The sequence below is a fragment of the Burkholderia singularis genome (genome assembly GCF_900176645.1).
In the GTDB taxonomy this organism is placed as follows: Bacteria; Pseudomonadota; Gammaproteobacteria; order Burkholderiales; family Burkholderiaceae; genus Burkholderia; species Burkholderia singularis.
In genome coordinates, this window is sequence record NZ_FXAN01000053.1 from 1 (window position 1) to 17,802 (window position 17,802).

At 65.8% G+C, this 17,802-nt stretch carries 14 protein-coding genes and 2 pseudogenes; 6 read left to right on the top strand and 10 right to left on the bottom strand.

Annotated features, from left to right (window positions below; all coding sequences use genetic code 11):
- Nucleotides 1-487 (top strand): annotated as a pseudogene (locus BSIN_RS26205) (hypothetical protein); the annotation flags it as partial.
- Between the two features lie 550 nt (nt 488-1,037).
- Here the strand turns inward: BSIN_RS26205 and BSIN_RS11200 are convergent.
- Nucleotides 1,038-1,343 (bottom strand): hypothetical protein, encoded by a 306-nt coding sequence (locus tag BSIN_RS11200; RefSeq protein ID WP_059513996.1) that lies wholly within the window; start codon nt 1,341-1,343, stop codon nt 1,038-1,040.
- Between the two features lie 308 nt (nt 1,344-1,651).
- Between BSIN_RS11200 and BSIN_RS11205 the strand changes: the two genes are divergently transcribed.
- From BSIN_RS11205 to BSIN_RS11215, 3 genes are all read left to right on the top strand, one after another.
- Complete coding sequence (locus BSIN_RS11205; RefSeq protein WP_089340555.1) at nt 1,652-1,945, top strand: hypothetical protein; 294 nt, start codon at nt 1,652-1,654, stop codon at nt 1,943-1,945.
- A 63-nt stretch (nt 1,946-2,008) separates the two neighbouring features.
- On the top strand, nt 2,009-2,440 hold the full coding sequence (locus BSIN_RS11210) for a CBS domain-containing protein (protein WP_059514002.1): 432 nt from the start codon (nt 2,009-2,011) through the stop codon (nt 2,438-2,440).
- Nucleotides 2,441-2,533: 93 nt separating this feature from the next.
- Complete coding sequence (locus tag BSIN_RS11215; RefSeq protein WP_059514005.1) at nt 2,534-3,022, top strand: PRC-barrel domain-containing protein; 489 nt, start codon at nt 2,534-2,536, stop codon at nt 3,020-3,022.
- Between the two features lie 144 nt (nt 3,023-3,166).
- Here BSIN_RS11215 and BSIN_RS11220 read toward each other — a convergent pair whose 3' ends face one another.
- On the bottom strand, nt 3,167-5,620 hold the full coding sequence (locus BSIN_RS11220; RefSeq protein WP_256583754.1) for an ATP-binding protein: 2,454 nt from the start codon (nt 5,618-5,620) through the stop codon (nt 3,167-3,169).
- A 116-nt stretch (nt 5,621-5,736) separates the two neighbouring features.
- On the opposite strand from BSIN_RS11220, the gene BSIN_RS11225 reads away from it, so the two are divergent.
- Complete coding sequence (locus BSIN_RS11225) at nt 5,737-6,429, top strand: PIG-L deacetylase family protein (RefSeq protein WP_089340556.1); 693 nt, start codon at nt 5,737-5,739, stop codon at nt 6,427-6,429.
- 515 nt (nt 6,430-6,944) lie between these two features.
- Here the strand turns inward: BSIN_RS11225 and BSIN_RS11235 are convergent.
- Nucleotides 6,945-8,312, bottom strand: a complete 1,368-nt coding sequence (locus BSIN_RS11235; RefSeq protein ID WP_089340558.1) for a sigma-54-dependent transcriptional regulator — start codon at nt 8,310-8,312, stop codon at nt 6,945-6,947.
- 339 nt (nt 8,313-8,651) lie between these two features.
- Between BSIN_RS11235 and BSIN_RS11240 the strand changes: the two genes are divergently transcribed.
- Entirely contained in the window at nt 8,652-9,638 is a 987-nt protein-coding gene (locus tag BSIN_RS11240) for a sigma-54 interaction domain-containing protein (protein ID WP_089340559.1), read from the top strand.
- An 18-nt stretch (nt 9,639-9,656) separates the two neighbouring features.
- Here the strand turns inward: BSIN_RS11240 and BSIN_RS11245 are convergent, their stop codons facing one another.
- The 7 genes and pseudogenes from BSIN_RS11245 to BSIN_RS11280 form a co-directional block, all read right to left on the bottom strand.
- Nucleotides 9,657-10,610: a glycosyltransferase gene (locus BSIN_RS11245; RefSeq protein ID WP_089340560.1), complete on the bottom strand. Its 954-nt coding sequence runs from the start codon at nt 10,608-10,610 to the stop codon at nt 9,657-9,659.
- A gap of 277 nt (nt 10,611-10,887) precedes the next feature.
- Nucleotides 10,888-11,154 (bottom strand): annotated as a pseudogene (locus BSIN_RS26895) (BON domain-containing protein); the annotation flags it as partial.
- Nucleotides 11,155-12,281: 1,127 nt separating this feature from the next.
- Nucleotides 12,282-12,758, bottom strand: a complete 477-nt coding sequence (locus BSIN_RS11255) for a DUF2514 family protein (protein ID WP_089340562.1) — start codon at nt 12,756-12,758, stop codon at nt 12,282-12,284.
- The gene (locus BSIN_RS11260; protein ID WP_089340563.1) at nt 12,755-13,174 is read right to left on the bottom strand and encodes a lysozyme family protein; all 420 of its coding nucleotides are present in this window, start codon (nt 13,172-13,174) and stop codon (nt 12,755-12,757) included. Before BSIN_RS11260 ends, BSIN_RS11255 begins: the two co-directional genes overlap by 4 nt.
- A 2-nt stretch (nt 13,175-13,176) precedes the next feature.
- Nucleotides 13,177-13,461, bottom strand: a complete 285-nt coding sequence (locus BSIN_RS11265) for a phage holin family protein (protein WP_089340564.1) — start codon at nt 13,459-13,461, stop codon at nt 13,177-13,179.
- A 288-nt stretch (nt 13,462-13,749) separates the two neighbouring features.
- Nucleotides 13,750-14,106 (bottom strand): hypothetical protein, encoded by a 357-nt coding sequence (locus tag BSIN_RS11275; protein ID WP_089340566.1) that lies wholly within the window; start codon nt 14,104-14,106, stop codon nt 13,750-13,752.
- A 9-nt stretch (nt 14,107-14,115) separates the two neighbouring features.
- A complete protein-coding gene (locus tag BSIN_RS11280) occupies nt 14,116-17,802 on the bottom strand; it encodes a TipJ family phage tail tip protein (protein ID WP_089340567.1) in 3,687 nt (1,228 codons plus the stop codon).

Sequence of the window (17,802 nt, forward strand, 5' to 3'; positions counted from 1 at the left end):
GTTCTGCCGTTCTGCCGTTCTGCCGTTCTGCCGTTCTGCCGTTCTGCCGTTCTGCCGTTCTGCCGTTCTGCCGTTCTGCCGTTCTGCCGTTCTGCCGTTCTGCCGTTCTGCCGTTCTGCCGTTCTGCCGCCCGGCAGCCGATGGCGGCTGCCGGGCGCGGCGCGCTCGAGCCGCAAGCGTCACTTCACGTCACATCCCATCGCTTGAGATGGCTTCATCTGACGGGCTTGATTTCCGAGACGGCCGGGTTCGCCTGCATGATGGCCGTGCGAAACACCGTGCGGCCGGCAAGGGCACCGGCACGGTTTCGCCGCTGCCGAACCAATGCGTGCCGTGCGCATCGGCGCGGGCTCGCCACGCAGTGCTCCTCCGCCGCGCGGCCGGCGCAATCCTCATCGCCGGCCGGCATTTCGTGACGGCGGCGCGCAAACAGGATGCCGCGCGCCGCGAGAGTGCGCGTGAGCGCGGCAGATACGGTTGCCTCTGAAATGCAAGCGTGACGCGCATCGATCAGACTCCTCAAGGTTCGCGGGATTCGTCATCGCGCCATCCGTGCAGCTTTCGTGCCAGCCGCTTGTCGCTTGTCGCTTGTCGCTTGTCGCTTGTCGCTTGTCGCTTGTCGCTTGTCGCTTGTCGCTTGTCGCTTGTCGCTTGTCGCTTGTCGCTTGTCGCTTGTCGCTTGTCGCTTGTCGCTGCGCCGTATCCCTCCGCGCCCTCGGCGAAGACCTCTTTTTTACAAAAGGCTGGAAACTTTAGGCGCGTGGGTGCCGCCCGCCAAAGGCCGCCAGCAACACATCGGGCGCGGCACCCCGCATCGGTTCGCGAACCGATGCGGCCAATACGACCGCCGCCTTGGGGCGAGCCGCCTTGTTCGGTGGCGCAACACGCCGTCATCGCTTCACGTCGACGCAGGCGGCGCGATTCGCGGCAAAACGCTCGGCCAACGCCCGCCGATACCTCACGCGCCGGCGCGATGCGCTGCCGCGCGGCACATTCGCCCTGCCGTTTGCGCGCGGCGCGCGGCGCATCGCGCGCCGTCAGATCTCATACGCAGCCATCACGATCCACAGTTCGCGCCCGTCGTCGCGCACCCGCGCCGCGAGCGCATACCGGTCCTGCGGCTTGCACGCACGCTGCAGCGCGAGCCGGGCGGATTCGGCGGCGGCGAAAGTCTCGTCGCCGAGCGGCCGCACGTCGGTCTTGCCTTCGAACATTCGGCGCTCGGGCCGATAGATCAGCGGCTCCTGCTTCCACGCAGTGAAGCGGCGCGTCACGGAATCGAACCCACCGCCGCATACATTGACTTCGTAATGAATACTTTGCTGCTGTTTCGCTGCAATCATCGTTGCGCCTCCCGCTTGCCATCGCGTGGCGGTCGCGCCGCCGCGGCGCGACGAGCACGCCGTTCGGCAGACACCGCCTCCGCCCGTTCGACACCGCCCCCACTGTTGCGCGCCCCGCCCCGCGCTGTTTGGGGCCATCCCGCCACTTCGCGCCATCGCGCTGTTTGGCGCCATTCCATCGCGCTTGGTGCCATTGCACCGTCCCTCGCCATCCCCGCCCCCCCACCAGCACGCGGCAAGCCGCGTGCCGCGGACGCACCGGGCACGGCAAATGCGTCCTCACCGACGTCATAGCATGGAGCATCACGATGAACAATTCGACCCGCTCGGGCCCGCCCCGCTCAGACGCCAACGCACCATTCGGCCAGCGGCAAACGGAACCACCGCCTTCGAACGAGCGCGGCGTCACGCGCGCGCGCCACCGCACGCATCAGCCGCGCCACCCGGAGCGCCGCCCCGTCCCGCCGCGCGATGGCGCCGGTGCGGCCGGCAACCCACCCGCCGCCACGCGTGCGACGCGTATCGATCCGGATACGCCGCCGGGCACGCACGACGAAGGACCGTGGCAGGACAGCCGCGAGCGCCGCGGCCCACCCCGCTGAATGGCGCACCGCCCGCCGAACCGGAGGCGCGCGATTCGCCCAACCAAACGCAAGGAGAACGTCATGCATCGCGTCAACGAAATCATGTCGCACGACGTCGTGCGCATCGCGCCGACCGACTCGATCCGCCAAGCCGCCCAACTGATGAAGCGCTACGACATCGGCGCACTGCCCGTGTGCGACAACCGCCGGCTGATCGGGATGGTGACGGACCGCGACGTCACGGTGCGGGCCGTCTCGGCCGGCAAGCCGCCCGAGACGCGGGTTCAGGAAGTGGCGTCCGGGCCGATCGCATGGTGTTTCGACGACGATTCGATCGACGAAATCCAGCGCTACATGGCCGACGCCCAATTGCGCCGGCTGCCGGTGGTCAATCGCGACAAGCAACTCGTCGGCATGCTGTCGCTCGCCGATATCGCGACCCGCACGCAGGACGCCTCGCACAGCGAGGTGGCGAACACGCTCGAAGGCGTGTCGCAACCCAAGCAAACCTGACGGAGCGCAACGCGGCCCGCGTCTCGGTCACCCGTGCGCCTGCGCGCCGCTCAGCGCGCAGGCGCGTTCATGCAGCCAGTAAGGAGGACGATCATGCAAACACCCGAACAGCAAGGCCAGACCCGCATCATCGGCAAGGGCGCCGCGACGGCGGCCGGCCCCGGTCCCGACGTGATGGCGGCCGACACGCTGGAAGGCGACAAGGTCTATACGACCGACGGCGAGAACATCGGCAAGATCAAGCACATCATGCTCGACGTGCAATCGGGCCGCATTGCGTATGCGGTGCTCTCCAGCGGCGGCCTGCTCGGCATCGGCGACAAGCTGCTCGCGATTCCGTGGAGCGCGCTCACGCTCGATACCGAACGCAAGGGTTTTCTGCTGTCGGTTTCGTCCGAGCGTATTCGCAGCGCGCCGGGCTTCGACAAGGATCACTGGCCCAGGATGGCCGACCCGCAATGGGCCGAGCCGCTGCATCAGTTCTACGGCAGCGCGCCGTACTGGGCCGCCGGCGACGAACTCGGGCTGACTGATCCCACCGAGGAGCCGAGCGGCTCGCTCGGGCGCGGCACTCGCCTCTGACCGGCGGCCGCACGCCGGCGCGTCGATTCCGCGCCTGGCATGCGGGATCGTGGCGCGCCTGCCCGCGCGAATGCAAACGCGCCACCCGCAACCGGCCGTCCGCCCGCCACGCAACGGCGGGCCAGTGCGTTTCGGCACCACGTTTCAACCGTCTCGCTTCGTGACCCGTTCAATCTCCCGCGCGAGCTGACGCACGTCGATCGGCTTGCGCAGATAGCCGTCGAAACCGGCTTCGCGAACGCGCCGCTCGTCGGCGAGGCCCGCATGCGCGGTGACGGCCAACACGCGCACATCGCGCCCCTCGGGCGATTCGCCGCCGTTGCCCTTCGCGCCGCGCCGCAGCGCATCGAGCAGCCAGAAGCCGTCGCCGTCGGGCATCGCCAGATCCGACAGCACAACGCTCGGCTGCATGTCGGCCGCCACCTTGAGCGCCTCGCGCCCGGACGCCGCGATGGCCACGGTGGCGCCGAACGTCGTCAGCGCCGCAGTCAGGCTCGCGCGCGTCGTCGCATCGTCATCGACGATCAACACACGCTGCGCATGCAGCGCGAGCGGATCGCGCCCGCCATCGGCCGGCGCGGCGCTCCACGCCATCGCACCGGCGAACGACGGGCTGGCCGGCAACGTCACCGTAAACGTCGCGCCGCGGTTGCGGCCCTCGCTGTCGACGGCCACGCTTCCGCAGTGCAAATGCGCAATATGACGCACGATCGACAACCCGAGGCCGAGCCCGCGCCGCGACGACGCCGGCGAATCGTCCGCGCGGCGAAACATGTCGAACACGTATGGCATGAATTCCGGCGCGATGCCCTGCCCCGTATCGGAGACGCGCAACACCGCGTGCGCGTCGTCGCGCGCGAGCGCGACCGTCACGGTGCCGCCGCCGGGCGTGAACTTCAGCGCATTGGATACGAGATTCGACAACATCTGCCGTAGCCGCTCGGCATCGCCCGACACGACGCACGCGACGACCGTGCAATCGAAACGCAGCGCGATGCCGGCCGCCGCTGCCGCTGTCTGAAACGCGTCGACCGTATCGGAAAACAAGCGCACGATATCGACCGGCATCAAGTCGAGCCGCAGCTTGCCGGTGGACAGCGACGACGCATCGAGAATGTCGGCGACCATCCGCGTCAGCGAGCGCGCGCTGCGGTCGATCGCATCGATCGCTTGCTGTTGCAGTGTCTTGTCGCCGGAATTGCGCAACACTTCCACCCAGCCGTAGATCACGTTCAGCGGCGTGCGAAGTTCATGCGATACGGTCGCGAGCAGTTCGTCCTTGAGGCGGTTGGACGTGTGCGCCTGATCGCGCGCGTCGCGCGCGCCTTGCAGCGAACGCCGCGCGCGCAGATCGCGCCGCCGTTGCTCGCCGGTCTCGCGCAGCGTAAGCGACAGCGCCACCCGCGCGAACGCGTCGCTGCGCACCCGGCCCGCCGACGCGGTCACGCGAAACCGCCGGCCATCGCGGTTGACACAAAGCAGATCGAGCGGTCCGCTCACGCCGTCGAATGTCTTGACGGCCGGCTCGCGCTTTAACCAGCGCATCGCGATCAAGCTATCCAGTTCGCGCCCGATCGCCTCGCGCTCGTCGTATCCGAACATCCGTTGCGCGGCGGGATTCCAACCGACGATGTGGCCTTCGCGATCGATGCCGACGATCGCGTCCGGCGATGCGTCGACGAGCGCATGCGGCAATCGCGACGCGTCGACGCGCGCCCGCTCTTCGTGTTCTTCGTGCTCTTGGCGTCCTTCTCGTCCTTCGCACCCTTCGTGCTTATCGTGCTCATCGTGCGCGCTTCGTTCGCCACGCTCGCCGTGCTCACCTAGTTCGCCGTGTCCGCGATGCGCATCGCGCCTATCGCTCTGCGTCTGCTCGTCGTGCAGCAACAGCACCGCGCCGTCGATATCGCCGCGCGCGCCACCGATCGGCGACGCGATGCCGGCCACCGGCACGAGGCCGCCGCGCCCCGGCGAGTGCAGCCAGTGCCGGCACGCCACCGCCGCGGCCCCACCGAGCGCGCGATCGAGCGGTGCCGTGCGCACGCTGCGGCCGTCGCTGTCGCATAGGCGCAGCACGTCGTGCACCGGGCGCCCGATCGTGCCGTCGAGCGGACAGCCCACGAGATCGGCCGCCGCCGCGTTCAAGTGCGTGATCCGGCGCTGCGCGTCGATCGCGATCACGCCGTGCGGCAGCGCATGCAGCACGGCCTCGAGCCGCGCCCGCGCGGCGGCCTCGCGCCGGCGCGCCCGCTCGTTCGTGAGCCGTGCGTGACGCAGCATCGACGCGCCCGCGCAAACGAGCACGCCGATGATCACGAACGCGCCGAGCCGGATCACGCGGATGGACAACGGCTCCGTATAGGCCGACGGGTCGGACAGGAACAGCGTCCAGACGAGCAACGCGCTTGCCACGGTCGCGGCCGTGCCGAACCCGAACGACGTCGCCCACGCAGCGCCCGCGAGCAGCGGGTAATACAGGATCAGCGGCAGATTCACGCCGCCGAAGCGGATCGCGAGCGCCTGCAGCACGGTCGCAATGGCGACCATCATCACGGCAATGACGTAATCGCCCGCCCGCGTTCGATTCGCCTCACTCATCACACGCCCTCCGTTGCGCTTGCCAGGCGCGCGCCGCCGGTAACGCCCGCGGGCATGGCCCATGCTCGCCAGGTCAGCCCGCGGGCCCATCCGCGCACGCTCGAGGCTGTCCTGCCATGACCTCTCCGACATACTGGCTCGTCATCTCGCCGCATCTCGACGATGCTGTCTTCAGTTGCGGGCAGTGGCTCGCGCAAGCGCCCGGTTCGGTCGTCGTCACCGTGTTCGCCGGCATTCCGCCGCCGGGCACGGCTGCGCCGCCGTGGGACCGGCGCGCGGGTTTCGCCACGGCCGACGAGGCGATGCGCGCACGCCGCGACGAGGATCGCCATGCATTGGCGCGGCTCGGCGCGCGGCCCGTTTGGCTCGATTTTCTCGACGATCAATACGGCGTACCGGCCCCGACAATGTCGATTGCCGCATGCATCGGCGCGGTGATCGACGCGCATCCGGGTTTCGGCGTGCTCGCGCCGGCGGGCCTGTTTCATCGCGATCACGTGCGGGTTCAGTACGCTGCGCTGTCGTTGCTGCGTGACAGCGCCCAAACGCGCACCTGGCGATTCTTCGAAGACGCGCCATACCGCCGGATTCGCGGACTGATGGCCACACGCATCGCGGCATGGCGCGAATGCGGCTGGATTGCGCATCCGGTCGCCGCGCCGGTGTACCACGCGGACAGCCTGACGGCGAAGGCGGCCGCGATTGACAGCTATGCGAGTCAGATTGCGCTGTTCGAGCCCCATGCGCTCGTCGACCTCCATCAACCCGAAACATACTGGCGGCTTGAATGCGGCACGGCATCCGCATGACGTCCGCGTGAATCGCAGCGCCGCCGCATGACACGCGCATCATCGCCATCGACCCGGCGCGGCGGCACGCGGCCGCCCCCTCTTTTACGCCGACACGGCGGTTCGCCCTGCCGGGCAGCCCGATCGCGCCACGCTGCCCGGCCGAAGCGGCGGCCCGGCGGTGCGCGGCGCTCATGCAGGCGCGCGGCGGCCGCGCGCCTTCGCCGCTCGGCGGCCCACCGGTGCGGCGTGCGCTCGTGCGGTGCCGCGCCGGCGCGTGGCCTGTTTGAACGTAGCAATTGACGGTCCTTCACTTGCCGCTGGCGCTGCGCGACGCGGCAACGCGCCGGCCACGCCGCGCGCAAACGGTGCGACGGCCGCCGCGCCTGCGGCGCGAAGGCCCCGCGCCGATGCTTGCAGGCGTGCGATGGACCGTGCGCGAACGCCGCGTCGTTGTGCCGAGCGTCGAACGCCTGCGCGCCGGCAGCACACGCCGCCGCGCCGAAGCGAGCGCAGAAACGACAATCGGCTCGACATCAGGAATCGGGCTTGTCCGCCCCGCTCTTGTGTTGCGCGAGCCGGTTGTACAGCGTCTTCAGGCTCACGTCGAGCACCTCGGCCGCCTGCGAGCGCACGCCGCCGCACTGCTCGATCGTGCCGAGAATCAGGCGCCGGTCCACTTCCTCCAACGTCGTGCCGAATGGCACGGTCATGCGCTCCTCGTGCGCATCCACCATGTCCGACAGTTCCTCCATGATCGGCGGAGGCAGCGAATCGATCACGTCGGCGTCGCTGAAGATGCTCGCCCGCTGCACGAAGTTGCGCAGCTCGCGCACGTTGCCGGGCCACGCATAGCGCTTCAACGCTTCGCGCGCGGCCGGCGCAAAGCGCAGATTGCGCCCGCTCTGCGCGTTGTAGTGCTGCAGGAATGCGTCGGCGAGCATCGGGATGTCATCGCCGCGCTCGCGCAGCGGCGGCAATGCGATCGGAAACACGTTGATGCGGTGATAGAGATCCTCGCGCAGCTTGCCGCCGGCTATCGCGGCCTCGGGGTCCCGGTTCGTCGCGGCGACGATGCGCACATCGACGTCGATCTCGCGCATCGAACCGAGCCGCGTGAGACGCCCGGTCTCGAGCACGCGCAGCAACTTGACCTGCGATTCGAGCGGCATTTCGGTGATTTCGTCGAGAAACAGCGTGCCGCCGTCGGCGCGCTCGAAGAAACCCTTGTGCTGACGCTCGGCGCCCGTGAAGCTGCCGCGGTCGTGGCCGAACATTTCGCTCTCGACGAGATTCGCCGCAATCGCGCCGCAGTTGATCGCGATGAACGGCCCGCGGCGGCGCAGGCTCAGATCGTGAATCGTCTGCGCGGCCAGCTCCTTGCCGGTGCCCGATTCGCCCGTCAGCAACACCGAGGCCTCGGTGCGCGCGACGCGCCCGATCGCGTCGTAAACAGTTTGCATCGCGGGCGAAATGCCGAGCATGCGGCCGAAGCGGCCAAGGCGCTGCAGCTCCGAGCGCAGCTCGGCAATCTCCTCGTGCAGCGCGCCCGTGCGCGGCACGCGCGCAAAGATGCTGTTGAGGCGCTGCATGTTTAGCGGTTTCACGAGATAGTCGGTCGCGCCGCGGCGCAGCGCGTCGATCGCGGTTTCGAGGCTCGCATGCCCGGTCGTCAGCACGATTTCGCAATGCGCGCGCTTGGGCAGCGCATCGAACAAATCCATCCCGCTGCCGTCCGGCAAAACGAGATCGCAGAGCACGAGATCGGGTGTATGGGCGGCGACGAGCGTGCGCGCCTGCTCCAGCGTGGCCGCCGTATCGCACGACAGTTGCTGGGTTTGCGCCACCGCTGCGAGCATCGAGCGCGTGTCGGCATCGTCTTCGACGATCAAGACATAGGGCATCGGACCCTCCTGCAATGCGGCAGGCGCGCAAACGACGGAACCGCGGCGAGCATGCGGCGCATCCGTGCGCCGAGCGCGGCGCGTTCGGCGCGCGGCTCGCGACTGGATAGAGAGCGCCTGCCATGAAAAAAATATGCTTAGCAGTATAGAAGAGTCGTGGCGCGCTGCGGCAATCATCGAATAAATCTATCCGCGGCATACATTGGCATTGCGAGATTCAATGCTCCGTCACGGTAAAAAATATAAGCTGAACGAGGGGTCAACACGGTAAAGCAACGTGTGTGATTTTCATTCTGTCTCGACGCGGTTTGTCGGCACGTCTCCATTTCCCATTGCGCCATGTCGAAACCCGGTGATGACGGCGGGCGGTTGTTCGGCCGCTCGCCTTCGATTCAAAACCTGTTGCTGAAGATCTCGCGGGTGGCCGCCACGCGGGCCAGCGTGCTGATCGTCGGCGAAAGCGGCGCCGGCAAGGATATCGTCGCACGGCTCGTGCACGATATGAGCCCGCGCCGGCGCGGGCCGTTCGTGCCGGTCAATTGCGGCGCGATTGCGCGCGATATCGCGGAGTCGCAATTGTTCGGCCACGAGAAAGGCAGCTTCACGGGCGCCGTCGCTCAGCACATCGGCATGTTCGAAGCCGCACGCGGCGGCACGCTGTTTCTCGACGAAATCGCCGAGATGCCGGCCGATTTGCAGGTCAAGCTGCTGCGCACGCTCGAGACGAACACGATTCTGCGCGTGGGCGGGCACGAACCCGTTGCGCTCGATCTGCGCATCGTCGCGGCCACCCATCACGATCCCGTCGAGGCCGTGCGTAGCGGCCGCCTGCGCGAAGATCTGTTCTACCGGATCGCCGCGATCGCGCTGCACGTGCCCGCGCTGCGCCAGCGCGACGACGACGTCGGCGACATCGCGGTGCAAATCGTCGAGCGTCTGAACGCGAAGCACCGCACGCGCAAGCGGCTGTCGACGCAGGCGATGAAGGCGCTGCGCGCCTATACGTGGCCCGGCAACGTCCGCGAGTTGCGCAATGCGCTCGAACGCGCGTTCATCCTCGCGGACGAGCAAATCGAGCTGCATCTGCCGCGCAGGCCGCCGCCGCGCGACGATCTGTGCCACGACGCGATGAAGCTGCACATCGGCACGACGCTTGCGCATACGCAGCAGCGCTTCATCGCCGGCTCGCTGCGGCACTTCAATGGCGACAAGCCGCGCACCGCGAAAGCGCTCGGCATCAGCCTGAAGACGCTGTACAACCGCCTTGCGCTGATGCCCGAATACGAACGCGACATCGCGAAAACGACCCGCGCCGCCTCCCGCTAAAGCTGCCATATCGCTATTTCACGCCGTCACATCGCGCAGCGCCGCATCCCAGTCGCGCACGAACCGCTCGATGCCGAAGCGCTCGAGCGCATCGCGGCGCGCGGCCGCGCCCCACTGCCGCGCCAGCCCCGGATTACGAATCAGCATGTGCATCGCGTCGGTCAGCACCGCCATCCGCGTGTCGGCCACGCCGTTGCGCCCCGTCTTCACGAGCTGCGCCATCTCGGTGGTGGCCAGCGCGATCACCGGCAGGCCGATCATCATCGCCTCGATGACGGCAAGCCCGAGGCTCGTATAGCGAATCGGATTGAAGAAAAACCGGTAATCGCACAGCAGGCGCGGCAACGCCGGGTTCGGCACTTCACCGATTCCGCCCAGTTCGGCCGAACCCATGCCGACGAGATCGAGCGGCACGCTGCGGCGCACGCGGTCGAACAGATCCGCGCCGAGACGCCTGCCGCGGCGGGCCAGATGATTCACCACCGTCACGCCCTTGGGCAGCGTGCCGCGATACGCGACATCGCGGGGCACCGGCACGCCGTGCTCGATCACGCGGGCAGGCGTGATGCCGTTGTCCCACATCAACGCGTTGAACGGCGTGACGTGAACCAGCAGCACGTTTTCGTCCTGCACGGGATGCAGCGTGTCGGTCGGATGCTCGCGCGGCGGATCATGCTCGACGAACAGCGCGGGCAGCGCGCGCTGTTCGTCGCCGAGCAGCCGCACGCGATCGTGCCGATAGTGGCTGTGATGCTGATACAGCACGCAGTCGAACGCCGTGTCGCGCACGCACTCGGCCGGCACTTCGTGCACATTGTTCCCCCACGGCAGATGTCCGACGCGGCCCGCATAGCCGGGCGGATGCTGCGGTTTGGTCACGATGAAGAAATCGTGCGGCGCGTGCGACAGGTAATACAGATAATTGCCGTGCACATGCCAAGTCAGTACGCGCAAACGCTTGTTACGTTGCATGATGCCGCTCCTTCGCGAGCCATGCCGTTGCCCGATCGATCACGTCGCCCGCGCCGATCGCCGTCGCGCACGCGGGAGCCGGTGCGCATGCGTCGAACATACGCGGCCCATTGCGCCGCTGCCGGCGCGCCGCGCGGATCGCCCGTCAACGGCGAGGCGGCTCGCGGCCGGACATGTCCGGCTCGGACGCGCGGCCGGCAGGCGGCGTCGGCGCGACGATCCGCTGCGACGGATTCAGCACCGTGCCGGCATCGCCGTGGCCGCTGTCTTCACGCATTGCTTCCCCTTTGTCTTCATCTCGAGCGTCGCGGCGCACGCGCACGCGGTTGTCGACGTCACGCACGCCCATGCAGCTATCGGCGATATCCTCGATTCCGTGCTTCATCCAGCGCGCGGGCACAGTGCCGTCGAGTTCGACACGCGCGTCGCGCACCTGCACGCTGACGTCGCTGACGTCGATGTCGAATGCACGCGTGAGCCGCTCGCATACGTCCTCGCAAATGCGTTCGTCCGAGCGCGTGTAGCCCTTCGGCCCCTGCCGATGCCGAAGCGTGTCGCACTCGCCGCCCGCGCCGCAGCGGGACAGCCCGTGCGCTTCGCCAACCGGCTGCCGCGCGCCGCCGTCATCGGGCTCGTCGATATACCGGCCGATCCGGAAATGCCCGCGATACGCCGCCTGCTCGTTGCCGCCGCGGCGTCCGTCCGCGCGTCTGTCCGGTTCGCCATAGCCGCGCTCGCGCGCGTAACCCGCCGGCGCGCCGCGCCAGCCCGCGTCGCGCCGCCCCACCTGAGGTAGCGGACGAGGCGGCGGTTCGCCCCATTCGCCGCCCCAGTGCGGCGGACTGTCGTCATCGCTTGCGAATCGGTAGGCGAATTCGCGGCTATCGTCCGGCAGCAGCGATTCGTCATAGCCCGCCATGTCCGGCTCGCCTATGCCCCGCCACGCCCACTCGTCGCGCGCGGGCCAATCCGGCGGCCGTTGCCGCTCGAGTTGCCGGCCCGCTCCAGGTTCAGGGTATCGTCGCTTCATCGTGCCTCTCCTTGATTGCGTGTCGCAAACGGCGCGGCTCCGCGCCTTATGCCGGTCAGCGTGCCGCAATCCCCGTGCCGACGCGGCGCGCCACGGGCGATGCACGGCACGGCGCGCCGAAGCGGGCCGGTTGTTCCTATCTTCCATTCCGTTGCAGTTTTTTCGTGTACGCGGCCCGATGCGATACGTGGCCGCAATCGAATGCGTCCGGGGTGGAGTCGCGCGCGCGAGCCGCGTCGATATGCGCGCGACCGCCGAGCGCCGCGACGCCGTCGGCCGGTGCGCGCGCCCGCGCGTCGCTTGGAGGGTATTGCTGCCGGACGCGGCAAACGCATCGGGATAGAGCAGGACACGCCGATATTCAGTTTTGCGCCGTGCGCGCCGGACAGCCGCGCGCGCCCCGTCACGCCGGCATCCCGGCCTCGCCCCGGCCGCGGCCCACAGCAAAAAACCCGCGAAGCGTTGCGCCATCGCGGGTTTCAGATCACATCGGAAGAACGGCTTGAAAAACGAACTGGTGCCGGGGACCGGAAGACAGAAATTCAGAAAATCAATAACTTGCGGATTTGTGGTGCAGATTTGTAGCAGCAATGTGAATTTGCGAGCCGGCTCGATGGGGGAATCGAACCGGCGACCGGGATCTATTTTACGGCCGTCAGCGCGTCGTAGTCGCGCTCGCACTGGCGCCCGGCGATGCCCCGCTCGTCAGCGATTTTTGCCAGATCTCCCGCTCGCGCGTCAGCCCGGCCGAGCACGTCGGCGAGCAAATCAAGGGCGTCGTCGGTTGGCGCGCTTCCGGCGGCAGAGGCGGAATGGCGAGTGCTGGCGACGAGCACGGCAACCTGCTTGCGCAGGCTGTCAGCAGCAGAAGCAGCGGCGACAGCATCAGCGCGCGCCTGATCACGTTGTTTCGCAGCATCCTCAGCAATCTCCTGTTGTGCCGCGGTGCGGCGTTGTTCCTCGGCACGAGCCGCAGTAACGGCATCGAGCTGCGATTTCTGAGCGGCAGCGGCCGTCACGCGCGCGCCGTCGGTGTGGCCCTTGAAATAGCCGGTTGCCGAGCCCATTGCGGCGGCGACAATCACGGCAAGCCAGATGCGCGGATCGACCCAAGTCATGCCCCGCTCCGCATCATCGCGGCGAGCCGCTGCGCGCGGGCACCGACCTGCCCGGCCCACTTCGACGCAAGCATCCCATCAGCCGCCGCCCCGTAGTCGCCGCGCTTCACCGCGGCCAGCGTATTGACGAATGTGAGCAGCTTGCCTCCCATGTTGAACGCCATGTTCATCAATACGCGCTGTCGAACTGGATCAAGCAAGCGCCACCACGGCAGATTTCGATCAAGCCACGCCTCGGTATCGGCTCGGTCGTTTTCATACATCAAGTCGATCTCGTTATCGCGAAACCCCTTGTCAGATAGATTGCGGCCAATCCCACCGCTCACCTTGCCCACCGTGTCGACGTAAATCCGGTTTCGCCGGTCCTCGTCGCGCGTCAGTTCCGCCTTCAGCTTCACCACGTCGTAGCCACTCATGCTTACTTCTCCCCGAAAATCACCTTGGCTTTCCGGCGCAGCAGTACTTCCAAGTACTGCGACCCGATGATGCCAAGTGCGCTGCCGATACCGAGCAGCGCGATCGGCGGCAAATCAGGAATCTGCAACAGCGCAATGCCGGCAACCATCGATGTAGCCGACCCGAGCATGGCCCGCCCAATGACGAGCCGAAATGTAAGTTGCTCATGTCCCACCAGCACTTTCGCAATGCCGATCAATGCCCCCATGACGATCAACTCCAATATCGTTTTCTCGTGTTCCTGCATATCCCCGTTTCCATGATTCGGCCTCGTGTCGCGACCGGTAGAAATAAAAAAGCCGCCCATCGGGCGGCGTTCGAATAGCGCGGTGTCTCAGGCGCGTGTGCTACTTTTTTTAGTCTGTCTCAACAGAACCGGTCACACCACCTCGCACCTTTATCAACTGCTGTCGAACAGCCTCCGCCAATGGGCAAGGCAGCGGCCGATTCTTATGTATTGCATCGACCAAGCTCCATAGCGCCGCCACCTGCTGTTCCAGATCCGGCTCGGTCAACGCTCGTTCGTGGTGGATCTTCATATAGTCAAAGTGAAAATCGCATCGAGCATCGGAAACGCCTTGACCGTTACATCGTATGTACCTGCATGCTCGAAGGTCAGATCGCACGTCGGCGAAGTACCCGGATACTCCTTCCCGTCAATCTCCACCGTATAAGCAGCGGGAAGATTTTTCAACGTTGTTCCATCGAGTCTCACCGTGTTGGCTGGCCGCGGAGCGACCATACCGTTGCTCACATAGTCACGGTCGATGTCGCACGGCTTACGCAGAACACCGCCGCCTTCAGGAATCTCCTGAATATCCGCCATACTCTCCGGCGCGCGTGCGCTGAGCGTAATCCGACCATTTGCGTCATGGATTAGAAAATCAATCATCGTCCCCTCCTATCGCTTGAATTCAAAAATCGTTGCGCCAAGTTTGTGATCTCCTGCCGCCATGTTAAGAACTCGAATTGAATGATTACCCGCCCCCCAAATCCCGGCATATACGCCATACCCGCCTCCACCCGCCACTGGAGACTGAATTGTTGCATTTGGATAATATGTACCGTCGACATACAAGCTAACGCCAACATTTGTGCTTAGTGCCTGACCACCGAATACGATGACAAATGGCCCGCCGCTCGTTTGATAATTGAAGGTCACATCACTCCCTGGCGACGTAAATGACGCGCCTGTCGTGACCGCATTGCCAGCAATTCGAAGCGTGTCAATCTGCGCCTCTTGGATATGTGCCGTGCGAATCGACGCCTCTCTAATCTTTGCGTTATCGATCGCACCATTTGCGATATGCGCATTCCCGATCGCCGCATTTTGAATCTTCGCCGACGTGATGGCCGCATCCGCGATCTTGGCCGTGCTGACCTGCATATCGCCGATGTGCGCATTCGTGATCCAGCCATTGCCGATGAAGCCGCGATTGATGAAAACGTCCCCGTTCTCAATGACGAACGGCGCATACGATGTGCCGTTCGCCATGCTGAGCAACGCAAATCGGTCGGCCTGAAACAATATCTGTGTCTGCGCGACGCCGTTGTTGTTGTCGACGCCGATCGCCATCCCGGCACCATACATGCGCCCGTCCGCAGTCATCTGCACCTTGACCGTGTAGTACGCCTTGACCTTGCCGTCGATGTTAGTCACCGCCTCGCTGTTTTGCTGAACCGCGGCGCTCACCTGACCGAGCTTGCTGTTCATCGTCGCCTCGGTCGTCTCGATCTTCTGCGCCATCGCCTCGGTTTCATTGACGCGCGTGACCTGCTCAATCCGGATCTGCGCGGCCGAATTGCCAGCGATACTCGCCACACGATCGACTCGACGTGCCACCGCGGACATCGCATCAGTGAGTGCGGAATACGTCGTCCACGCACCGGCCAGTTTTGTCTCGTCGCCCGCCGATCCGGTCGTTGCACCTGCCCATTCCGGCTCCCACTTCGCCACAACCCCATCGACACGCTCAACCTCCGACTTCACATCTCCTACCGCATTTGCGAGTTGCTGCAGCGACTGCCTTGCCTCGCTTGCGAATGTCGTCGCACCTTCAATCTCTGATTTCAGATCTTTCGCGAGCTGTTCTTTGTCGATCTTGCCGTGCAGGTATTCCAGGATTGGCCCGGCATCCGCGCTCGCCCGCCCCAAGATGCCCGCGCCCTCGGGATACCACGGCCCGACGTTGCCCGACCGGTCGACGAGCCGCGCCCAAAAATAAATTTCCGCGCCCGAGCGCAGATCATCGAGCGTGTACAGGTGCTGCGGGTACGCGAAATCGCCGAGCTTTTGCGCATCGTCCCGACTCGGCGTCGCCGAGCGCCATATCTCGGTGCGCTGCGTATCGAGCGCGCCCTCCGGGAATCCCCATTCGAGGCTGATCGCCATCACGAGCGACGTCGCGCGCAGAAACGTCACGGCGGGTGGCGGCGTCGTTTTGCCCTTCAAGTCGGTCGCCACGCTCATCGCCGGCAGCGACGGCACATTCATCGCATTGATTGCGACGACGCGCGCCACGTATTGCCCGGCGTAGATGCTCGGCACTTCGATGCTCGCCGCGCCCGTGCGGCCGGCGAGAATCCAGTCGCCGTTATCCTTGCGCCAATGCACCTCGTACTGCACCGCGCCCTGAACGCCGTCCCACGCGATCACCATCGCCGTGACCGCCAGGCCCTGGTCGATCCGCGAATAACTCGACACGCGCACGTTCGTCGGCGGCGGCTGCACGGACGGCGGGATAATCGTGATCGGCCGATCTTCGATCCGCGTGCCGAAATCGACGTTATCGAACTTGCCCGGCTCGTGCTGCACCGCGCGGATTTCGAACTGGATCGACTGCGCGTCGCTCTTCTCGGCTACCGACACGACGCGGTACGTCGGCAGCGCCAGATCGGCACTTTCGACCGCCCACACCGCCTCAGCCTGCGGCGGCGTCGACCAGTCCGACGCCACCGTCATATCGCGCCCCTGCACCGCCGCGACGACGCGCGCCTCATTGCGGCCTGTGGGCAGGTTCACGATCAGCGTGTCGCCACGCTTGACGATCGGATCACGGTCGACCGTGATCGTCCGGCCGTTCACCGCATGAATGCGCCCGCTGATCGGCCGGCCGGCGAGTGCCGCGTCCGCGATACGGATCACCTGTCCCGGCCGCGCGAACACGCCATCGAGGCCGACTGAAAACGCGACTTCCTGCGTCTCCATTCGAGACGTCAGCAACGCATGCTTACCAAGGCGATGCGCCTGCCCTTGCGATGTGCAGCCGAATGCCGTGATTTCCGTTTGCCGCACGCCGTACCGCAGCTTGCCGTCGCGATCCTCGACCGGCTCGACCGCCTGCTGATACCGGTTCGCCGGATCGCACCACGACACCAGCGCGACCGTATAGCGCGTCTTGCGATCGGTTCCTTGCCGCACGAACTTGCCGCCGATGACGTTGCCCGCCGTGTACGTATATACCGGGTCAGCCGGCATGTCGGCGACCGTCCAGATCTTCGACGCCGACCAGTAGGTCATGCCTCGGAATACACTCGCCAGATCGCTCAGCACCTTGAATGCGTCGGCGCGCGTCTGGATATAGACATTGCACGTCATCCGCGGCTCGACGCCGCCCTTGCCGTCAGGCACGAGTTCGTCGCAATACTGAGCAATTCGGTAGAGTTCGTAGCGATCAAGCTGCGCCGGCGCGATCCGATGCCCCATGCCGTAACGTTGATGCAACGCGAGATCGTAGTACACCCACGCCGGATTGTTCGAATAGGCGACCTTGAAAGTGCCATCCCACGCGCCGACATACGCCCGCGTCTGCGGATCGTAATTCGACGGCACGCGGATGCGGCGCCCGCGCGCGCGATACGAGCGCGTCGGCACACGCTGGAACTGCGACGCGTCCACCATCACGCCGGCCAGCGCCGTGTTCGGATAACGCAGCTTCGCGTCGATGATCTCGGTCACCGACTCGATGGTCATCACGTCGGCGATCCGCGTGCTGTTCGCGTTCGCCGTCAACCGCGTCACGCGCAGCATCCAACCGCGCTGCGCGGGCGGCAGGTTGATGCGATGCGAGCGCTCGTACTTCGATGATGTCTTGAAATCGAACGCCGATTTCAGCATCAATTGATAGGCGCCGCCGTCCGTCGCAACCTCGATCTGATATTCGACGCGGTATCCCGACACGTCACCGGTCGATTCGTCGATCCGCTGAAACTGCGGCGTCGATAGCCGCACACGCACGGCCGATAGATCGAGATTCGTCACAGCGCGCATAAACGGCGCGTCCGACCGCAACTCGACGCCGACACCAATTTCGTTTTCGACAGCCGGAAAGCCTGGAATGTAATCTTGATCCTGCGATCCTGGCCGAAACTCAACCGACGCCCCTGGAAAGTTCCTCGTGCCGTCCGCATTCTCCATCGGCGTACCATCGAGAAACACCGATTGCAGACCATTCACCGGCCCTTCAATCTCGCCTTCGGACAGAATGTCCAATACGCGTGCGTATGAAATCGACCGTGCGGAATCCGGTGCTTCGACAGGGCCGCGCCCACCGCCGCCACCTTTCTTGTAGCCGACAATTTCGCCCAT